Here is a 19718-nt window from a genome sequence, read left to right as displayed (position 1 = left end):
CAACTTGGTCAAAATCAGGAATTGCCTACCCCAATTGTCTTAGAATTTAATCGACCCATCGTTCTGCTGTCATGAACCCATGCTTATACTGGCCGAAAATTGAATCGTGGACAGAAAGCGTAGTCAAGATGAACGGACGAGTCGTTCCAAGTGAAAATCCGGCGGTGGTCGGCGAAAAGCTTCTGGCATCTGTGTTGTCAGGGTCGGCAATACGCACGAATACCAATACCAAAATGCGCCAGGCACTTTCTCGTATCGACGCCGCCAAGCATCAGGTTGCACTTGCCAAGATTGCTGCAGATCAGAGCCTTTTACGGGCAAAATCTGCGCCACGACCGCATGAAATTAGCAATCCGGCATTTGTAGAGTTATTTGAAGCTCATCAGCGCGACAAGGAAATTCTGTTTGCAGCAATGCGCGCATTGGAAAATGCGCGTGCGGTGCTTGATTAATCATACACCTACTGAATTGCTATCGGCGATTCAGCAAAGATAGACGATCAAGGTTGCGAGGGCGACACCGACACCGAATATTGCGAGATACCAACCTTGGGAATTGTGAACAGCCCAAGCATCTTCGTCGTCTTCATCAAAATCATCTACTACCAAGAATCCGATCCTTTCGGGATGGGCCAGGACGCCGGGATTATCAACGGTCCCGGCCTCAGATTATTTATGGTAGTAAGATAACGCCTCTCAATGCAAACAGTTTCAACACTGCCTGATTTTTGAGCTGTTATGCCGGACGTTTGGGGATGTCCAAACCACGTTGCACGGCGGGCCGAGCCAGGCCACGCTCAAGCCATGCCGGAACATTCTTGAGCGTGTCGAACGCGACGATCTCGCGGGCTCCATAAAAGCCGATCAGGTTTCGCACCCAGCCAAGCAGGGAAATATCAGCAATTGTATATTCATCGCCCATAATCCATTCACGCCCTTCAAGGCGGGTTTCCAAAACACCAAGCAGACGTTGCGATTCAGCGCGGTAGCGTTCAAGCGGCCGCTTATCTTCATATTCACGGCCAGCAAACTTATAGAAAAAACCGACCTGACCAAACATCGGCCCGATTGCTGCCATCTGGAAGAATACCCATTGGATGGTTTCGTAGCGCTTTGCCGGATCAGCAGGCAATAACTTGCCGGTCTTTTCGGCGAGATAAAACAGGATTGCGCCCGATTCAAATAAGGCAAGTGGCTTACCGCCGGGACCATTCGGATCGATAATCGCCGGAATTTTTCCGTTTGGGTTTAACGACAGGAATTCCGGTGTCCATGTCTCATTGGCCCCGATATTGACTGTGTGGGCTTCATAGGCGAGGCCAAGTTCTTCCAAAGCGATGGAAACCTTCACGCCATTCGGCGTGGCAAAGGAATAAAGCTGCAAGCGATCAGGATACTGCGCCGGCCATTTCTTGGTGATGGGAAAGGACGATAAATCAGTCATTTGATATTCCTTGAGAACCTGTTCTGGCGTTTGTGCGACTCGCAGAAAACTAGCATGATCATATGTTAAAGTGTTCTGGCGAATTTGATTTTCGCCAGAACGGCTTTGCTTTATCGGGTACTCTGGGCGAAGGACGCGAAAAACTCTTCCGGCCCTTCGACCTCGACCAGTCGACGTTTCTCAATGAGCCAAAAGCGATTGCCTATTGCCCGAACGAAGCTGCGATCATGCGAGACAACCAGACAGCTTGCCTCATGCGCCATCAGTTCATTTTCCAATGCTTCCTGACCGTCAATATCCATATGATTTGTTGGCTCATCCAGAAGATAAAAGTTCGGATTTGACAGTCGTAGAACCAGCATTCCAAGCCGGGCTTTTTGCCCGCCCGAGAGGACGCCGTTTGGCTTGTTTTGAATGTCGATTCCGATGCCGGCACCAGCAAGAAGCGTACGAACCCGCTGATCGCCAATATCAAACCGCCGGCTGATTGTATCGAACGGCGTTGAACGATCGGGAAGGTCTGACAATGCCTGATCGCCATAGCCCAGAACAAGAGACGGTGTGGCTTTTACCGTTGCCGGGGATATTGCCGGTTCGATGATTGATTTGCGGATCATATCGACGAGGCGTGACTTTCCAGTACCATTCAATCCCAGAAGGACAATACGGTCGCCCTGACATATCCAGCGTTTTCCCGTGTTGAACAGGAGCGTGCCATCAGGCGTTGCGACGGCTGCCTCATCCAGCGTTACCAGAACCTTTGCGTGCGTGCCGCTATTGGTGAGCTTGATTGAACCCGACGAGCGCTCGTGATGCGCTGGCCTGGCGGCGCCTTCCAGCCGCTCCGCCCTTTGCTTGAGCTGCTTGGTCTTGACTGTCAGGAGATCACTGCCCGAATTAATCGCGATATTATTGAGCTTTACAGCCTGCTGGCGCAATTGCTGTGCAACTTTCATGTCGCGCTGGAATCGCCGCGCTTCCGATGCATCAATTTTATCCAAAGCCCGGCGGGCAGGGCTATAGGGCAGCGAGAAAGTGTGCGAATTCTCAGGTCGAAGAAACAGCGTCCGATTTGTCGTCGCATCGAGAAATGCGCGGTCATGACTGCATATGACAAGCGGAACATCACGCGGCAAATCATTGATCCATCGCTCCAGCTGATTGATTTTGGAAAGATCAAGATGATTTGTCGGCTCATCAAGTAGCAACACATCCGGCTCGGTCACCCAAATGCGGGCAAGCATGGCCAGCCTTTGCCAGCCTCCGCTGAGCTTTGCCAGAGCGCGCTGGCGAAGATCCTCCGGCACGTCAAGCGGATCGAGTACAATATCAACCCGCCAGCTCTCACTATCGATCTGGTCAGCGGGCAGGGCGAGACGCACAACCTCGTAAAAAGTCTTGTTCATAAGCGTTTCGGGCATGGCCTGCTCGACATTGCCGACCCGCAGCCCCCGCATGCGGGTTATGTCTCCGGTTGTTGGCTCAAGATCGCCTGCAAGGCTGCGCAGGAGAGTGGACTTACCCCGCCCGTTGGCCGCGACGATACCCAGGCGGTCGCCATTTGCGATGGCAAGATTAAGATTGGAGAAGAGTGGCGCACCAAGGGTGATGCCGAGGTTTCTGACGTTGATCAAAGTCATGTTCATTCTCTGGTCTGCCGAGCAGATTCTGCATCCTTGATGCGAACCTATGACGGGGTGTTCCCCACGATTACTCGGTGATTATCGATTGGCAGCGCGCCTGAATTTCAGGTCGGACGCTGCGCTCCACGAAGGGCAGACCAGGATATGAAATTGAAAGAGATTTCCGGTCAGCCCTGCAAACGCAATTGCAGGGCGTAGACGGGGCCGCGCTGACGATGCTGGTGAAATGGTCCGTTCATGTGCAGCCCTCCTTTCTTGATAGAGCAATTCCGAAGAAAGTTCGAAACTGCGTAAAACAAAGTATTCAGTGTTCGACGCATGGGTAACACTGCTTTTTGCAGAACGCAATCGGTTCATCCTTCAGCGCAATGCAAGCGTAGTCCTCGCCTTCCATCAGGGCACAAAAACAGCAACCGCCTTTTCCCGAATTGTAAAGCGAACCGGCGTTTCCGTTTTCAGCTCACCGTCAAGATTGACGGGGCGTGGTTTGTGTGTGCGAATTGTCAAATCCTTGGTTGAGAAGGCCCGCACATCATTCCATTGGCCATGAGTGCCTTTTCGCAGGCTTGGCAGAAGAGTAAGCAAACGCCACCAGTGATCAACTTCGAGACTGTAAAAGTCGAGCAGTCCATCGGTTGCTGTTGCGTCCTCATGAACAGTCATGCCGCCACCATAATGCCTGCCATTGCCAACCGCGATCTGCAAAGTACTCAGTTCTTCGCTTATCCCATCATGTTCAAGCGTTGCTGTAAAAAGGCGGGAGTCTGCCAGAAGCCGCGCAGCAACAAGGCCGTAACCTAGTTTGCCCCAGTATTTCTTGGCTTTTTCCGTCAGTGACATGGCCAGATCCGCGCTGAAACCGATGCTGGCAACATTGAAAAATGGAAATCCATTGGCGTCGCCAAGATCGACAAGCGTCGTTTTCCCTTTAACAACATTGTTGATCGCGGCGGGAATATCCAATGGAATGCCGATTGTACGGGCAAAGTCATTGGCGGTGCCAAGCGGCAGGACGCCGAGTGGAAGACCCGTTGCAAGCAAAGCCTTGGCGCAATCGTTCAGCGACCCGTCACCGCCTCCGACAATCACAAGATCAACGTTCTCAGCATGTTTGTGAATAAGGTCGGAAAGCGGTTGGCCGCGGCTGGGCGCATCTTCGACGATATCAATGTCAGCCTGATCCAGCAATTGCCGGACTTGAACAATGCCAGCCTTACCACGGCGTGCATAAGGGTTCACCAGAACCAAAGCTCTTTTCGCTGTCAAACCGGTCTCCAGATTGGGAATTAAATTCATCAATTACACCTGCCAATATGATTCTGGTCATTTTCCGGCAGTTGTCAGCATATGTGGCGGGCAGGGGCTTTATTCAACACATGTGATGGCCGAACGCATTTCTAACCATCAAAGAAAAAGGCGGCTCCGAAAAGCCGCCTCTCTCATGCATGTATCACGATCAATTATAGGGTGAATAACACTGGGCACGTGGCCCATTATAGGGCTGATAGCTATTATCCCATGACCGGTACGAACGATATTTGTTATAGCACCAACGCACATGTGCGCTGCCGCGCGCCGGCGCAACCCGGCGCGGCTGATTGGCAATTGCACCGCCGATGATCGCACCTGCACCGAAGGCCGCCAGTGGATACCACCAGCCATTATTATGGCGGCGATAGCCTGGACGGTGGTGGCGATAACCGCGATGCCCCCGCCAATGATGGCCGCGCCAACGCCTGTCATGTCGATGACGATACTGAACCTGTTCGACGCTCGATTTGATTTCAAGCGGGGCAGGTACAAACGGCGCCGCCGATGCCGGCAGGATGGACGTGATGCCCATCGCCAAACTTAAAGCGCCTGCGAAGATTCCAGAAACTATTTTTTTCATAGCTATTTCTCCTGATGAGAAGTGCAGAATGACCTGTTCCAGATGAATATCGGATGAATATAACATTATTCACGGCAGCTGTTTATTTATCTTCACGAATCCATTGTTGGTGCAAAGTCTTTTCACACCACATCGAAAAAGTTCCGTTCGTTTGCGCATAATGGCGCACCACGCAACATATCTTAACAACACTAAATCCAAATCAATTACGAAATAGGTATTACTATTTCAGACTCGGATTAAAGGGAAGTGTTTCATGATTTACAAGCGATATATAGCTGAACACAATTGTATATCTGGAGAAGTATTTTGCAAAAATTCACTTTATACCTTGTAAGAAACAGTGATTTCTTTTGTTAAAGCAGTCACTCGGCGTAAATTTATAAATGTCCACCGACCGACGGCCGTCCTTCAAGTGTTTTTTCTTGCAAGCTGCATGAAGTTTGAAACGCAACCAGTTTCAACGAATGGCTGAACTCTGCCTGTCACGCAACCAGCAAAATTAGAGCTGCCACGGCAATTCCACACAGACCGGAGAACGAAATGATACAATCCCGACTTATTATTGCTGGACGTTGGCGAAGACACAGACCAATCGGCCCCGTGATTTTTCCATTTTTGCTGGCGTCCATGGTAGGCGGTTGCGCTTCGGTGCCACTGAACCAGGCCAACACACTGACATCTTATGATGGTCTGACATCAGCCGATGGGCTGACAAGAAAGGCAAAATACAAGGCAGTATCTCAGGATCTCAGTTTAAGTAAGACCGTCTACATAGAACCGACGGCGGTTTCGGCTACCGCTGCACAGTCTTCAATAAAGCCTTCGGATCAGGCTCTGGTGGCAAATGCGATCAGCCGCGCTCTTTGTATAGGTGTCAGCGATCGGCTCGTCGTAATAAATGATCGAGACAGCGCGGATATTGTCGTTCACGCAACTGTCACAAGCATCGTGCCGACCAATCCCACAATTGCAGGTGTATCGGCTGCGACTTCGTTCGGGGTCGGTTTCGTGTCTCCTGTTCCGGTTCCAAGACTGCCGCTCGGCTTGGGCGGGCTTGCTGTCGAAGCCGAAGCAACAACCAGATACGGAGAACAGATCGGAGCCATGATGTGGGCGAAGGGTGCCAATTCCATCACGAGCAATGCGCGGATTTCCCCAGTGGGTGATGCCTATTCTCTGGCAACAAACTTCGGCAATGACTTTTCCAAAATGCTCGTAACCGGCAAGACTCCCTTCAAGGGGCTCCCGAAGCTTCCTACCTATCAAAAACTCAAGTCAAACCTTGGCGGCAAACACAAATATCAGGCTTGCGAAAGATTCGGTCGCGCGCCCGGGTTGAAGGACTTTGCTGGCTCGCAACTCGCCATGCCACCATCTTGGTCCGACAGATCAGTTCTGCCATTGAGCGAATGAAATTCTTTGTGCAGTGGTAGCCTTGTGGCAAGCGGCCCGGTCGCATGAACGCTATTCCGGCGTCAGCCGCCCGTTCCGCATCATCATTGATGAGGTCCATGGAATGCAGCGAGGAAGTTCTCGCGTTTGGCAAGGGTAGTGCGCTAGTGGAGTGCTTGACATTTGCTTCCGGCCAACCGCAAACTCCCACGAAAATGTCAAATTCGTAAACTCCGCTAGAATGACGGACTTACTGCTGGTCGTATTGATTCTAACATTCGCTACGAGCGTGATCGATATGGGGAGGGAACGTCAATTCCTCGATCGCCATGATGTGCCTATTGTTCGAGATGAAGCAGTTATTCGCATCGCGCGCGAAAGGGTACTTCTAGCGGACAAGTTAGCCCCAATTTGACCACAGCGCCTGAATGGCCCACCGTCCTGTTGCTGTCCCGAGCCAAATGGCAACGTTGGAGTGATTGAAGAAAAACAATGACCACCTTTAAAGTTAAGCTTTCGCCACAACGGCGGGATGATCGGCTGCACATTGAAAAGCGCGGAGATACTCTGCTTGTCAACGGAGAATTATTCGATCCTTCCACATATGATGAATCCTTAGGTGACAGCCAGTGGATAGTTGGTCGACCAGAAGCACTAGAAGATGGTTGGTCAGTCACTATAATTCTTCCACATGGTTCGCCTGCTCCTCGCGCGACACGATTTCCGGATCCTATTACGCTTTCTGCCGATGGTCCGGTTGAACTTCCGCCCTATGAAGGTCCGGATGAGGATCAAGAAGAACTTCGCTTAGCCGTCGCCGCCAAGTTGTCTAAACAGAAGAACTATGAAACCACGGCTAATAGCCATGAAATTAAAATCCCTAAGCGCTTTGTCCTTGGAGAGATGCCAGTAGGGGTCTACTTCAGCGAAACAGCTTCGCCATTTGAGAGATTCCCCGAATTCGGCGCAGATGTCGCACATGTTATCGGCGCTATTTCCTCGCTTGACCTGGAGATGTTGCGCACCGCGGTGAGCCAGCACGGAAGCGAGTCTTTGTTCGCAATTGGGACTGCATTCGCAGTGATTAAAGGTGACAAGCAAAGAGCACACTACATCCGGTCGGTTGCAAAGGAGACCAGCCGCCCGCGGGTATCGGAGACAATCGACTGGGCGTACAAATTTTCAAAACCTGTTTACAATATACGCAACGCCTTCGCCCACCATATATGGGGTGAATGTCCGGCATTACCTAATGCACTGCTTCTTGCTGATCCGAAGGACAGACTAACTGGTCACGCAGCGTTCTCGCAGCTTTTAGGCCATCAACCTATCGAAGAGGAAACGCAAATTCTGATGCGGATCGTAGCCGGGGATGGGGGCTCAAGGCTGTCCGAGACAGACGCAAAATCCATCCTCGAAATGGTAGTGGCACGACAAAACAACCCTGCTAGAATCGAAGCGTTTAACATGACCTCCGACAATCCTATGGATGTCTACGCTCCCGCCGCTGAAGTGTGGACTGCCAATGATTTCAGGAATGCCGTTCTCGCAGCCGATATGGCACGAACACATGTCGTGGGGCGACTTCAGCAAATCGCGCAATGGCTGAATGGTCTGCGGGCTGAAGATGAGTTGGAGCCTTTGCCCGAGAAGCCTTCCAAAAATCGGAGCCAATAATCTTTGCCGAGTTTTCTTTCAGAAACATGGTTGCATCCTGCTCCGCCGTTATTCCGCTAAATCCGTTTGTAACCCTGATTAAGACATATCTGGCTGTCGCGTAGATTCGGCGGATTTCTATGCCGCTTGGTATAGTGCCTTGTGATAGGCTTTAATATCGCGCCATAGCGGGCAATCGGCGGCAACTGGCGGAGGGGGTGGGATTCGAACCCACGGTAGGCTCTCACCTACGCCGGTTTTCAAGACCGGTGCCTTAAACCGCTCGGCCACCCCTCCAACCTTTTGAAAACACTTGATGACCTGGTTCAGGATCATTTCGGGAAAAACAATTTGTAATCGCTTTGCTACCGAATGTTATTCGGAGGCCTTTATAGCCTTTCGAATTGCCGCGTCAACCTGTTCTGCAGCGACTATCTGTCTTGCCTGTTTAAGGTGTGAATAAAGATAAAAAGCGCCTGTTAATGCTCGGGTTTCCGGCCTTCGGATGAAGCCAACCCCATACAACAGTGAGGCCCAGATTGCCGCATGATTTGATTCATGGACGATACTGGGCCTCTATCAGGATGCTTTTCGAAACTTGTTCGATGCTGTCCTGATATTAATAAACTCGCGACAAGAGAATTGGTTCCAATAATTAATTCGCAGTCGATGAATTTTCTGTTTCAAACTCAGCTAAAAGGTTTCTGTCGCTTTCTGCAGCTGCCTTGGCCAGAAGCTCTGTTTCCCGAATTCCCGAGTTGAACAACTTCATCACATGGCGAGCAAGGTCGTTGCGATACGCATAGAACTTGTGATCAACCCGAAGAATTTCGCACGCCCGCACATAAGCAAGCTCCATCATTCTCCATTCGGTCTCATCATAATTTGAATCGCGCTTGGTAAATGGCATTTGCATGCACCTCCCAATTATCGCCGCCCCGCTGATTAATATTGGGAGACTGGCGCGCTGGTTCAAGAGCATCGAACCATTTGGCGAGGTAAACCGGAGTGAACTCCGCTCTAACAGATCAAGCAAAACATTTGTTAATAACGTATCAACCTCTGGATGACATTGATGGAGGTCGTACAAATCCGGTTCCATGTCTCGGCTTTGCGAAGATGTTTCAATCTGGTATCTATGTCTGGATGTAAAATTGTGGGGACGGCCGTGCAGGCCGGTGGTTTGCATTGCCAAAAGCCAAAACCTTCCGAGTTTCCGATGTCACTCGCATTGCGGGCGTTGTCGCCATGGGCGTTCTCATGACTGCCTGCGCCTCGCCAAAGGCAAAGACAGCCAAAAAATCCCATAGCAAGGAGTATTTTGCCGAATCCAAATATGGCGTGAAGGCAAGCCCACGCGTTTGGAAGGGCGGAAAGATTAGCCGGGGCGGTGGCCGTGATCAGGTCGGGCGCCCCTATCAGGTTGCGGGCAAGTGGTATTACCCAAAGGAAGAGCCGGGCTATGTCCGCAAGGGCAGGGCATCATGGTATGGCTCAGCCTTTCATGGGCGCTTGACTGCCAATGGCGAAGTCTATGACACAGCTCAACTCTCCGCAGCACACCCGACAATGCCGCTGCCAAGCTATGCACGTGTCACCAATCTGGACAATGGCGCTTCGGTTATCGTTCGTGTCAATGATCGTGGGCCATATCACGGCAACCGTGTGATTGATCTGTCGCAACGTGCTGCCACGATGCTCGACTATCAGCACGCAGGTACAGCCGATGTGAAGGTTGAATATGTTGGCCGTGCACCGCTAAACGGCGACGATGATCGTTTTCTCATGGCATCTTATCGCGGACCCGGTGCACCCGATCCTTGGGGACAACCGGCATCCGGCGTCATGATCGCGATGAATGGCACCACGCCAACGGGAAGAAAACAGACGCTTGTCCCCGGCATGATGCGTCCTGAACCTGCAGGTATTCAGGTTGCAAGCCTTGGAACACAGCCAATTTCTCTGGGCGAGCAGGCCAATCAATTGGCAATGCCGCAGCAAAGTCTGGTCGACGAGACGGGCCTGTCTTTCAACGCCGATATTGATCCGATCCTGCCTTCAATTGGTCCGTTCATCGCCGACAAACCCACTGTGCTCATAGGCTCGTATAAGAGCAAAAGGCCTGCATCGTCGCCTTTCGTCAATTCCTATGCCAGTGAGCGCATAGAAATGGCACATGCGCCAGTTGCAGCAACGGAAATGGTTCTGTCACCAGAAGCCGTCACGACAGCCTGGAAATCAATGAGTGCCGCGCAAAGCGCATTCCAAGGTGAGTATGTTGATATCGGCCTCTTTGCCAGCAAGGAAGAAGCTGCACGCTTGATGGGCACGCTGGCGCCACTCGGCAAGATAAAGCTTTCTGAGATAGCCAGCCCAACCGGTGCTCGCATTGCGCTCGCTGCGAAGGCTGATACTGCAAAGCAAACCGATGCGTTGTTGCAGGCGGCCTGGACGGCTGGCGCAACAGATGCGTTTGTTGTTCGCGATGATGGTCGCTGATCCGGAAAAGGCACTTGTTTATCTGGCAAAGCATATTCGTCTGTGTGCTTTGAGCGTTGGTTTTGTATTTGCCCCTCTAGCTGCCCATGCTCAGGAGGGTCTGTTCGACACGAAAGCCAAACAGGCCCTGATGGTCGAAGACCAGACAGGCACAATTCTTTTTGCCAAATCACCCGATACTCTGATTGAGCCTGCAGCTTTGGCAAAGCTCATGACCATGGAGGTGGTGTTCCATGCGTTGAAAAACGGGAACATTTCGCAATCCACACAATATACGGTCAGCGAAAATGCCTGGCGCACAGGCGGTGCGCCATCCGGCGGCTCAACCATGTTCGCCAAGATTAAATCGCAACTTACCGTCGGCGACCTGATACAAGGCGTTATCGTGCAGTCAGCCAATGATGGTTGTATCATTCTTGCAGAAGGAATTGCAGGCTCGGAGGCAAAGTTTGCCGAGTTGATGAATGCCCGCGCCAAGGAAATTGGCTTGACTGCTTCGACATTTGTCAATTCCACCGGACTGCCAGACCCCAAACAGCGTGTGTCGCTGACCGATCTGGTGAAGCTGGCGCGGCATATCAGACAAGAATATCCGGAATATTACAAAACCTATGCGCAGGACAATTTTACCTGGAACAATATTTTCCAGCGCAACCGCAATCCGTTACTGAGGCTGGATATTGGCGCTGATGGCATGGGTACCGGTTATACCGAGCAATCAGGCTACGGAATTGTTGGCGCTGCTGAGCGCAACGGTCGGCGTTACATTGTTGCATTAAGTGGCCTTTCGACAGACAGGGAGCGCGCTGAGGAAGCCAAACGCATTTTCGAATGGGCTTATCAGGCGTTCGAGGAAGTCGATATTTTTGCAGCGGGCGAGTCTGTTGGCTTGGCCAGTGTTTTTGGCGGCGCAAAATCCGGTATTCCACTGAAAGCCCATGAAAAGGTGAGCATACTTGTCCCGGTGGCGAATCGCGACCGTCTAAAGGCGCATGTGGTCTATAATGGGCCATTGGTGGCGCCACTCGAAGCGGATCAAAAGGTTGGCACCTTGCGTATCTGGATTGGCGATACACTCGTGCAGGAAACGCCAGTCTATACGGCGGAGGCCATAGAAAGCGGCGATCTTACAGAGCGCTCGTTAAATGCAATGTTTGAGCTGACGACCGGCTGGATGCGTCGATTGAGTTTTTAAACTTCTTGGCAATTGCCGCTGAATATCAGTAGACATGCCTTGGTGCATGTTTTTTGGTGCGTGCCAGCAACGAAGAGATCAAGGCGTGCAGGGATTGTTCATTACTTTTGAAGGCGGCGAGGGCGCTGGCAAGTCCACCCAGATTGCGCGGTTGAGCGAGTATTTGCGTTCCATGGGCGAGGACGTCCTCGTAACACGCGAACCTGGAGGCACGCCCGGTGCAGAAGCAGCCCGCCATGTTATCCTGAGCGGTGCGGCAGAATCATTAGGGCCTGCCATGGAAGCGATCTTGTTCGCTGCTGCGAGAAATGACCATGTGGAACAGCTTATTCGTCCGGCGCTAAAGTCGGGTCGCACGGTGCTGTGCGATCGGTATATTGATTCAAGCCGTGTCTATCAGGGCGTTACGGGCAATTTGGACCCTCAGCTTATGCGCGCCATTGAACGGACCGCCATTAATGGCCTCATGCCGGACCTGACGATCATTCTCGATCTGCCTGCGGAAACCGGTCTTCAACGCGCCAATGCGCGACGCGGCACGGATGTGGCGGACCGCTTTGAAAAAGAGACGGTGGAATTACATGCCAAACGGCGTGAGGCCTATCTTGCTATCGCCAATGCAGAGCCGAATCGGTGCAAAGTTGTCGCTGCGGATCGGCCCATCGATGTAATATCAGCCGAGATCGCCGCCCATGTTGATGAGGTAAGGGCCACAAACAAGCTCAAAGATACTCAAACAGTTAAGGTGGCAAAGTGAGCGATCCTGTCCTGGATGTACCCGCAACCCATGACGCGATAGACGGTGTTCCCGCACCTTCGGCAAATCCTGCATTGTTTGGCCATGCGGGTATACGTTCTTTTTTGGCGCAAGCCTATCAGTCCGGCCAGATGCACCACGCCTTGCTTCTTGAAGGTCCTCCAGGTGTTGGCAAGGCGACGCTGGCGTTTCATCTGGCGGGACATATGCTGAAACATCCCCGGCCCGAAGACGCGCCACTGACTCTTGCGGCGCCCGATTTCAGCGGCGCACCCTACAGACAAATTGCTACCGGAACACATCTTTCCATTCTTCATATAAGCAGGCCATTCGACTCGAAAGGTGGAAAATTCAAGACTGGAATCCCGGTTGAGGAAATTCGGCGTGTCGGGCATTTCCTCAACCGTACCTCCCATGATGGCGCATGGCGCATTGTAATCATCGATCCAGCGGACGACATGAATCGTAATGCTGCCAATGCCTTATTGAAAACTCTTGAAGAACCACCCAAGCGAACACTCTTCATTTTGATATCGCATTCATCGGGGCGGCTATTGCCGACAATTCGTTCACGCTGCCAATCGATTCGCTTTGAACCCTTGGCGAAAGAGGATTTGTCAGCCGCATTGCAGGCGATCAATCTCGATACCCAAACGCTGGCCGATGCTGATCAGCTCATGGCTCATGCGGATGGAAGTGTACGCAAGGCCGCGCTGTTGCTTGCCTTTGGCGGACTCGAAATCTCTGCTGCAGTTGACAGCATTCTGGCAAAACGTGTGTTCGACGTGCCAAAGGCTCACGCTCTGGCAACAGCCCTATCGGGCCGCGATGCGGAGATTCAGTATGATCTTTTTCTTGATGATCTGCTGGCCCGGATTGCTACAAATGCGCGTCTTGCAGCCGAGCAGGGCAATGCCCACGAAGCCAATCGCTGGTCATTGCTATGGCAGGATATGCAAAACGAGGCGAGGGACGCTGCTGCGTTCAATCTTGATCGCAAACAGACCGTGTTGATTTTTCTGGAGCGTAGTCAGCGGGCTTTCAACTAGGGTCATCGAAGGCATGACAGGTGACCAGCTCACCTATGGCAATCACGTCTGACTTGCGTTATGTCAACTTTTCCCAAGAAGCGGAAAGAAGAGACAGAGTCAGGTACCCATGAGCCGCGAAAAATTCTACATTACGACTGCCATCGCTTATCCAAACGGAAGCCCGCATATCGGTCACGCCTATGAGGTGATTGCTACCGACGCTATTGCACGCTTCAACCGCCATGACGGCAAGGCTGTCATGTTCCTGAGCGGAACGGATGAGCACGGCATCAAGATGCTACAGACGGCGCGCAAAGAGGGCATCAGCCCGCGCGAGCTTGCGGACAGAAATGCCAAACTTTTCCGTGACATGGGGCATCTTTTGAATGCTTCATTTGATGATTATATCCGCACGACAGAAGAGCGCCACTATAAGTCTTCACAAGCAATCTGGCAGAAAATGGCAGATGCGGGCGATATTTATAAAGGCGGTTATGCCGGCTGGTATTCCGTGCGCGACGAAGCCTATTATCAGGAAGAAGAGACTGAACTTCGTGCTGACAATGTGCGCTACGGTCCCCAGGGAACGCCTGTGGAGTGGCTGGAAGAAGAGAGTTACTTCTTCCGTCTGTCAGCCTATCAGGACCGTCTGCTTGCACTTTACAGCGAGAACCCAAGCTTTATCGGACCGGATGAGCGCCGCAACGAAGTCGTGTCTTTCGTCAAATCGGGACTGAAAGATCTTTCCATTTCACGCACGACTTTTGACTGGGGTGTTCCTGTTCCCGGCGACGAAAAGCATGTGATGTATGTTTGGGTAGACGCGCTGACCAATTATATTACGGCGACCGGCTATCCGGACGAAAATTCAGACCTCTGGCACTACTGGCCAGCCGATGTGCATATTATCGGCAAGGACATCATTCGCTTCCACTCCGTTTACTGGCCAGCGTTTCTCTGGTCCGCAGGCATTGAATTGCCAAAGCGGGTTTTCGGGCATGGCTTTGTCTTTAACCGCGGCGAGAAAATGTCGAAGTCTGTCGGCAATGTCATTGATCCAACTGCGCTGGTGGAACATTACGGTCTTGATCAGTTGCGTTATTTCCTGCTGCGCGAAATTCCTTTCGGGCAGGACGGCAATTACAGCCATGAAGCAATCGTCAATCGTACGAATGCCGATCTTGCCAATGATCTCGGCAATCTGGCGCAGCGCTCGCTATCAATGATTGCCAAAAATTGCGAAGCCAAGGTGCCGCAACCTGGCGCGCTGACGGATGCCGATAAAGCAATTCTCGATCAGGCAATTGCTGCATTGGACACCGCGCGCAAGGCTGTCGGCGTTCAGGCGCTGCATCAGGCCTTGGCGGCGATCTTTGGTGTTGTGGCGGAGGCAAATCGCTATTTTGCAGGGCAGGAGCCTTGGGCACTGAAGAAAACCGATCCGGCTCGCATGGAAACCGTTCTTTACGTGACGGCGGAAGTGATCCGGCGCGTTGGTATTCTTTGCCAGCCATTCATTCCGGGTTCGGCTGAAAAGCTGCTCGATATTCTGGCTGTACCGGCCGACAAGCGTAACTTTTCTGACCTGACAGAAAGCAAGCTTGTACCGGGAGGCGCTCTGCCAGCACCACAGCCTATTTTCCCTCGCTACGTCGAAGCAGATAAAGCGGACTAGGCTGATGCTTGTTGATAGTCACTGCCATCTGGATTTCGCAGACTTTGCCGAAGAGCGCGATGCAATCGTTCAACGGGCGCTTGATCATGATATCAAGCGTCTTGTGACGATCTGCACGCGCGTTCGGCGTTTTGATAGCATCTTGGCGATAGCTGAGGCCTATGAGAGCGTTTACGCTTCCGTTGGCACTCACCCCAACAATGCGCATGAAGAGCTGGATGTTACGGTCGATGAGCTTGTCGAACTGGCAAAACATCCAAAGGTTGTGGCTATTGGCGAGGCCGGGCTGGATTATCACTACGATTATGCGCCACCGGCGGCACAGGAACAGGGTTTCCGAACGCACATAGAAGCCTCCAGAAGAACGCAGCTGCCATTGGTCATCCACGCACGCAGTGCCGACGAAGACATGATTTCGATCTTGCGTGAGGAAACAGGGAAGGGCGCCTTCCCTTTCATTCTACATTGTTTTTCGTCCGGTGCGCAGCTTGCACAAGTGGGTGTCGAACTTGGTGGCTATATCTCATTTTCCGGCATTCTGACTTTCAGGAACTCGCCGGAAATCCGTGAGATTGCGAAAAATGTACCGCGCGACCGGCTTTTGGTCGAAACCGATGCCCCATATCTTGCGCCGATGCCGTATCGCGGCAAACGCAATGAGCCAAGTTTTGTTCGCCACACGGCTGCTGTTTTGGCCGAAACGATCGGCGTCAGCGAGGCAGAAATCGGCGATATAACGTCTGATAATGCGTTCCGTCTGTTCACCAAAATGCCAAGGCCAGCCCATGGCTGATCGCTTGCGCTTCACTATTCTTGGCTGCGGGTCTTCGCCTGGCGTGCCACGGCTCAATGGTGACTGGGGCAATTGCGATCCAAACGAGCCGAAAAACAAACGCCGTCGTGCATCGATGCTTGTTGAACGTATTGGCGATCATGGCACCACAACGGTCATTATTGATACCGGGCCGGATTTCCGCTCGCAGATGATCGATTTTGGTCATGGCAAACTGGATGCGGTTGTTTACACGCACGCCCATGCTGATCATATTCACGGGCTCGACGACCTGCGTACCTTTGTCATCGACAGACGCGACCTTGTGAACATCTATGCTGATGCGACAACGCAACGGCGCTTGATGGAAGGCTTTTCCTACTGCTTCAAAACACCTGAAGGCTCAAGCTATCCGCCGATCTTGCGACCGCATGAGATCATCCATCATGAAGCCTTTGAGATTGATGGGCCGGGTGGACCAATAAGATTTTTGCCATTGCCCCAAGTGCATGGCGACATTCTTTCCCTGGCGTTCAGGATCGCCGATGTTGCCTATTGTTCCGATGTCAATGCGTTTCCTGATACCACTGCCGCACAGCTTTTCAACCTCGATGTTTTGATCATTGACGCATTGCAATACAGACCACATCCAAGTCATTTTTCACTCTATGAATCAATGGATTGGGTAAAAAAGCTAAAACCGCGTCGAGCATATTTCACGCACATGCACATTCCACTGGATTATGGAACTGTGCTTCGTGAAACGCCGGAGAATATTGAACCTGCCTATGACGGGCTGTCATTTGAGGTTGAACTGTGAGCAAGAGCGTTGAACGTGTCCGCCAAGCTGCTGCCGCTGCTGGTCTGGATATCCAAATTCGTCAGATGGCTGATTCAACGCATACCGCTGAAGATGCGGCGGTACAGTGCGGCGTGACGGTAGCGCAAATCGTCAAGTCATTGGTTTTTCAGGGCGCAGACAGCAATAGGCTTTACCTGTTTCTTGTATCCGGGCCACGCAAGCTTGATCTCGATAAAGCTTCGAAACTGACGGGCGAACCGCTACATCGTGCCGACCCGAAATATGTACGCAAGGAAACCGGCTTTGCCATTGGTGGCGTATCGCCATTGGGACATCTGATCGACATTCAGGCATATGCAGATGCAAGCCTGATGCAGTTTGAGATCGTATGGGCAGCGGCAGGTGGAACGAATTTTGTCTTTCCGTGCGAACCGCACATACTGGCAGCAGCCGCCAAAGCGCATGTGGCCGACATTACAGTTTAGATTGCCGGGCACGCAGGGATCGACAGTCGGGGAACATTTCAACCAACAGTCTCTGACTGCGATACAGGGACGGCAAAAATGTCTAATGCCAGCCATATATGGGGTTTCGCCATATCCCACAGTTCCATAATCTATCTTATGCGACTTAGATGTGTTGCAGCAATTTAGTAATGAGACATATGGGCAAATTAGAGGTGCGACAGCGCCTCTGCCCCCGATCCACACGAACTTGAGGAAAGGAAGGTTTGGCGTTTTATCCATCTGATTGATCGTGGAGCTGCCATGCCTTGTCTTGTTACGATGTCCCAGAAAGAGTTTCATCGCCTTGAGGCGGTTCTAAAAGTCAGAGACGATCGGTTGAGCGTCAGCAACGCTGCCAGGTTGCTGTCGATCAGCCGAAGCCATATGCACCGCCTGCTTGCTGCTTACGATCGTGACGGTGAGGATGGGCTTGTGTCGAAGAAGCGCGGCCGGCCGAGCAACCGGCGTTACCCGGAAGCCTTTCGCAATGCGGTTCTGGATATCGTGCGTGAACACTATCATGACTTCGGCCCTACGCTTGCCTGCGAGAAGCTGGCCGAGCGTCACCGGATCGGGATCAGCAAGGAGGCCTTGCGGCAATGGATGACGCAGGCTGGTCTGTGGACCTCACGCCGGGAACGCAAGAAGCGTTTGCATCAGCCGCGCAATCGCCGTGAGTGCTTCGGCGAGCTGGTGCAGATTGATGGCTCGCACCATTGTGGTTCGAGGATCGCGGTCCCAAATGCGCGCTTTTGGTTTTCATTGATGATGCGACGGGCAAGCTCCTTCACTTACGCTTTGCCAGGTCGGAGAACACGTTCGACTATTTCCATGCCGCGAAGGCCTACCTGCAGGATTGGGGCAAGCCGCTGGCCTTTTACAGCGACAAGCATGGCATCTTCCGCACGACCCATGCTTCTAACCTGGACCGGACGAGCGGCTTCACGCAATTTGGCCGCGCGCTGCATGAACTCAACATCGACATTATCTGCGCCAACACTCCGCAGGCCAAGGGCCGGGTCGAGCGCGCCAACCAGACCCTGCAGGACAGGCTGGTCAAGGAACTGCGTCTGCATGATGTCAGCACGATCGAGGCGGCGAATGGTTTCGCGCCTGCGTTCATTGCCGATTTCAACGCGCGTTTTGGCAAGGAGCCGCGCAATCCCAAGAACATGCATCGCCCCTTGGCCGCTCATGAGAATCTCGATGGTGCCATGTGCCGCAAGGAAGTGCGCAAGCTGTCGCAGATGCTGACGCTACGCTATGACAAGGTGCTGTTCATCCTTGAGCCCACGGATGTTGCCAAGCGGGTGGCGGGTGAGAAGGTCATCGTGTGCGACTACCCGGACGGTCGCCTGGAGGTCATGCATGACGGGATCACCCTGCCCTACAGGACCTTCGACAAACTGCGTTCGGTGCAGCGGTCGGAAGTTGTCGAGAACAAGCGTCTGGACGAGGTCCTGGCTTTCGTTTCCGAGATGCAATCCGGCCGTGCGCTCCAGCGCAGCCAGAGCGGACCGCGCCGCACTGGCCAGACCAGCCATATGTTTGGCCTTCCCGACGGCAGCCAGAGCAATGGCTATCAAAAGCGTAAACCACGCGGCCGGACGGATTACATGAACGATCCCGCTGTCATTGCCCGGCGGCAGCAAGCCATTGCACGCACGAAGGCGACGGAATGACGGATGGGATCCGGCTGTCAAAGCTGAAGTATTGCTCGCAACGAATCCTATCCGCCACCGACCGGGCTGCGCAACCCTGACCAGCTGCGCCGGTCGGCGGCTGGCGTTGCTGCTTTACGAGAAGAATATCCCCCGACAGTCCTAGTAATCAGAATTGGCCATTGTTGCATTTCTACATTGCCAGCAATGTCTCTTCTTTAAAATGCTTTGACAAGATGTGTAGCCGGGGTACATTCTATTTTAAAGTGCAACAGCGACTCTTCCCTCCGTTACCTCCGTATGAAGCAAAGGAAGGTTTGTCGCCTCATCCAAGCCCAACGGACGCTGTAATGAGATTCTGTCAGATCTTGCGAGCACCCTGTATCGGATTTGCTTGGAAGCACTTGACCTCTGGCGCAAAACTCACCCAATAGTGCTTGTGCTGCTCGAAAACTGACATGGTTGGCGCCGGGAAATTTGGGTCTGCCAAAGCCCCGACTGCCACGCCAATAATTGTGGGATCAGCATCGGGCTTCCAATAAACCGTCGAACCACAGGTCGGGCAAAAATACATGCGTACATTGCGGCCGCTATCGGCAACGCGACTATACTCCCTAGAGGCTCCCGAAATCTCGACGCTATCGGCTGCATAAAACGCATTGACGCTGAACGAGGTGCCGGTTCGCCGCTGGCAGGCCAAACAGTGACACACGGCAACCAATTTTGTTGGCTCGCCTATTATAAGTCTAAGTCCGCCGCAAACGCATTGGGCATCGGACATGGCAAATCCTC

18 protein-coding genes, 1 tRNA gene and 1 pseudogene are annotated in these 19718 nt (G+C 52.5%); 12 read left to right on the top strand and 8 right to left on the bottom strand.

What is annotated here, in order from left to right; translation table 11 throughout:
* Positions 1-128: 128 nt before the first annotated feature.
* Positions 129-452 carry a hypothetical protein gene (locus ACYJL1_RS11145; RefSeq protein WP_460895470.1) on the top strand — a complete coding sequence of 108 codons (324 nt, stop codon included), beginning with the start codon at positions 129-131 and terminating at the stop codon, positions 450-452.
* Between the two features lie 30 nt (positions 453-482).
* Here the strand turns inward: ACYJL1_RS11145 and ACYJL1_RS11140 are convergent, their stop codons facing one another.
* From ACYJL1_RS11140 to ACYJL1_RS11120, 5 genes are all read right to left on the bottom strand, one after another.
* Positions 483-608, bottom strand: coding sequence for a hypothetical protein (locus ACYJL1_RS11140; protein ID WP_460895469.1), 126 nt, complete (start codon positions 606-608; stop codon positions 483-485).
* Between the two features lie 127 nt (positions 609-735).
* Entirely contained in the window at positions 736-1443 is a 708-nt protein-coding gene (locus ACYJL1_RS11135) for a glutathione S-transferase N-terminal domain-containing protein (RefSeq protein ID WP_460895468.1), read from the bottom strand.
* A 110-nt stretch (positions 1444-1553) separates the two neighbouring features.
* A complete protein-coding gene (locus ACYJL1_RS11130; RefSeq protein WP_460895467.1) occupies positions 1554-3083 on the bottom strand; it encodes an ABC-F family ATP-binding cassette domain-containing protein in 1530 nt (509 codons plus the stop codon).
* A 396-nt stretch (positions 3084-3479) separates the two neighbouring features.
* Positions 3480-4352, bottom strand: a complete 873-nt coding sequence (locus ACYJL1_RS11125) for a lipid kinase (protein WP_460895466.1) — start codon at positions 4350-4352, stop codon at positions 3480-3482.
* A gap of 190 nt (positions 4353-4542) precedes the next feature.
* On the bottom strand, positions 4543-4977 hold the full coding sequence (locus ACYJL1_RS11120; protein ID WP_460895465.1) for a BA14K family protein: 435 nt from the start codon (positions 4975-4977) through the stop codon (positions 4543-4545).
* Positions 4978-5520: 543 nt separating this feature from the next.
* Here ACYJL1_RS11120 and ACYJL1_RS11115 point away from each other — a divergent pair.
* Both ACYJL1_RS11115 and ACYJL1_RS11110 read left to right on the top strand, forming a co-directional pair.
* The gene (locus ACYJL1_RS11115; RefSeq protein ID WP_460895464.1) at positions 5521-6393 is read left to right on the top strand and encodes a DUF3313 domain-containing protein; all 873 of its coding nucleotides are present in this window, start codon (positions 5521-5523) and stop codon (positions 6391-6393) included.
* A gap of 471 nt (positions 6394-6864) precedes the next feature.
* On the top strand, positions 6865-8049 hold the full coding sequence (locus ACYJL1_RS11110) for a hypothetical protein (protein ID WP_460895463.1): 1185 nt from the start codon (positions 6865-6867) through the stop codon (positions 8047-8049).
* Between the two features lie 186 nt (positions 8050-8235).
* Here ACYJL1_RS11110 and ACYJL1_RS11105 read toward each other — a convergent pair.
* Positions 8236-8325 (bottom strand) — tRNA-Ser (locus ACYJL1_RS11105).
* 358 nt (positions 8326-8683) lie between these two features.
* Positions 8684-8938, bottom strand: a complete 255-nt coding sequence (locus ACYJL1_RS11100; protein WP_460895462.1) for a hypothetical protein — start codon at positions 8936-8938, stop codon at positions 8684-8686.
* Between the two features lie 338 nt (positions 8939-9276).
* Here ACYJL1_RS11100 and ACYJL1_RS11095 point away from each other — a divergent pair, with 338 nt between their 5' ends.
* The 9 genes and pseudogenes from ACYJL1_RS11095 (at position 9277) to ACYJL1_RS11055 (ending at position 18947) form a co-directional block, all read left to right on the top strand.
* On the top strand, positions 9277-10527 hold the full coding sequence (locus tag ACYJL1_RS11095; protein ID WP_460898016.1) for a septal ring lytic transglycosylase RlpA family protein: 1251 nt from the start codon (positions 9277-9279) through the stop codon (positions 10525-10527).
* A complete protein-coding gene (locus ACYJL1_RS11090) occupies positions 10496-11722 on the top strand; it encodes a D-alanyl-D-alanine carboxypeptidase family protein (protein WP_460895461.1) in 1227 nt (408 codons plus the stop codon). Before ACYJL1_RS11095 ends, ACYJL1_RS11090 begins: the two co-directional genes overlap by 32 nt.
* Positions 11723-11768: 46 nt before the next feature.
* Positions 11769-12479: a dTMP kinase gene (gene tmk, locus ACYJL1_RS11085; RefSeq protein ID WP_460895460.1), complete on the top strand. Its 711-nt coding sequence runs from the start codon at positions 11769-11771 to the stop codon at positions 12477-12479.
* On the top strand, positions 12476-13528 hold the full coding sequence (locus tag ACYJL1_RS11080) for a DNA polymerase III subunit delta' (RefSeq protein WP_460895459.1): 1053 nt from the start codon (positions 12476-12478) through the stop codon (positions 13526-13528). The genes tmk and ACYJL1_RS11080 overlap by 4 nt, the downstream gene beginning before the upstream one ends.
* A gap of 109 nt (positions 13529-13637) precedes the next feature.
* Positions 13638-15185, top strand: coding sequence for a methionine--tRNA ligase (metG, locus tag ACYJL1_RS11075; RefSeq protein ID WP_460895458.1), 1548 nt, complete (start codon positions 13638-13640; stop codon positions 15183-15185).
* 4 nt (positions 15186-15189) lie between these two features.
* Positions 15190-15978, top strand: a complete 789-nt coding sequence (locus tag ACYJL1_RS11070) for a TatD family hydrolase (protein WP_460895457.1) — start codon at positions 15190-15192, stop codon at positions 15976-15978.
* Positions 15971-16777, top strand: coding sequence for an MBL fold metallo-hydrolase (locus ACYJL1_RS11065; protein ID WP_460895456.1), 807 nt, complete (start codon positions 15971-15973; stop codon positions 16775-16777). Before ACYJL1_RS11070 ends, ACYJL1_RS11065 begins: the two co-directional genes overlap by 8 nt.
* Positions 16774-17244 (top strand): YbaK/EbsC family protein, encoded by a 471-nt coding sequence (locus ACYJL1_RS11060; RefSeq protein ID WP_460895455.1) that lies wholly within the window; start codon positions 16774-16776, stop codon positions 17242-17244. The genes ACYJL1_RS11065 and ACYJL1_RS11060 overlap by 4 nt, the downstream gene beginning before the upstream one ends.
* Before the next feature lie 282 nt (positions 17245-17526).
* Positions 17527-18947, top strand: a pseudogene (locus ACYJL1_RS11055) (ISNCY family transposase).
* A 340-nt stretch (positions 18948-19287) separates the two neighbouring features.
* On the opposite strand, the gene ACYJL1_RS11050 reads toward ACYJL1_RS11055, so the two are convergent.
* Entirely contained in the window at positions 19288-19707 is a 420-nt protein-coding gene (locus tag ACYJL1_RS11050) for a GFA family protein (RefSeq protein WP_460895454.1), read from the bottom strand.
* Positions 19708-19718: the final 11 nt, after the last annotated feature.

Source organism: Phyllobacterium sp. K27, assembly GCF_054796155.1.
Note: the sequence above shows the minus strand (reverse complement) of the source record. Positions and strands in the feature narration are given on the sequence as shown.

Bases quoted from the DNA above. Each gene is read 5' to 3' on its own strand.
- ACYJL1_RS11070 (WP_460895457.1), top strand. From the start codon at position 15,190: ATGCTTGTTGATAGTCACTGCCATCTGGATTTCGCAGACTTTGCCGAA.
- ACYJL1_RS11100 (WP_460895462.1), bottom strand. From the start codon at position 8,938: ATGCCATTTACCAAGCGCGATTCAAATTATGATGAGACCGAATGGAGA.
- ACYJL1_RS11050 (WP_460895454.1), bottom strand. From the start codon at position 19,707: ATGTCCGATGCCCAATGCGTTTGCGGCGGACTTAGACTTATAATAGGC.
- ACYJL1_RS11065 (WP_460895456.1), top strand. From the start codon at position 15,971: ATGGCTGATCGCTTGCGCTTCACTATTCTTGGCTGCGGGTCTTCGCCT.
- ACYJL1_RS11090 (WP_460895461.1), top strand. From the start codon at position 10,496: ATGCGTTTGTTGTTCGCGATGATGGTCGCTGATCCGGAAAAGGCACTT.
- ACYJL1_RS11120 (WP_460895465.1), bottom strand. From the start codon at position 4,977: ATGAAAAAAATAGTTTCTGGAATCTTCGCAGGCGCTTTAAGTTTGGCG.
- ACYJL1_RS11135 (WP_460895468.1), bottom strand. From the start codon at position 1,443: ATGACTGATTTATCGTCCTTTCCCATCACCAAGAAATGGCCGGCGCAG.
- tmk (WP_460895460.1), top strand. From the start codon at position 11,769: ATGTTTTTTGGTGCGTGCCAGCAACGAAGAGATCAAGGCGTGCAGGGA.
- ACYJL1_RS11130 (WP_460895467.1), bottom strand. From the start codon at position 3,083: ATGACTTTGATCAACGTCAGAAACCTCGGCATCACCCTTGGTGCGCCA.
- ACYJL1_RS11110 (WP_460895463.1), top strand. From the start codon at position 6,865: ATGACCACCTTTAAAGTTAAGCTTTCGCCACAACGGCGGGATGATCGG.
- metG (WP_460895458.1), top strand. From the start codon at position 13,638: ATGAGCCGCGAAAAATTCTACATTACGACTGCCATCGCTTATCCAAAC.
- ACYJL1_RS11115 (WP_460895464.1), top strand. From the start codon at position 5,521: ATGATACAATCCCGACTTATTATTGCTGGACGTTGGCGAAGACACAGA.
- ACYJL1_RS11095 (WP_460898016.1), top strand. From the start codon at position 9,277: ATGGGCGTTCTCATGACTGCCTGCGCCTCGCCAAAGGCAAAGACAGCC.
- ACYJL1_RS11145 (WP_460895470.1), top strand. From the start codon at position 129: ATGAACGGACGAGTCGTTCCAAGTGAAAATCCGGCGGTGGTCGGCGAA.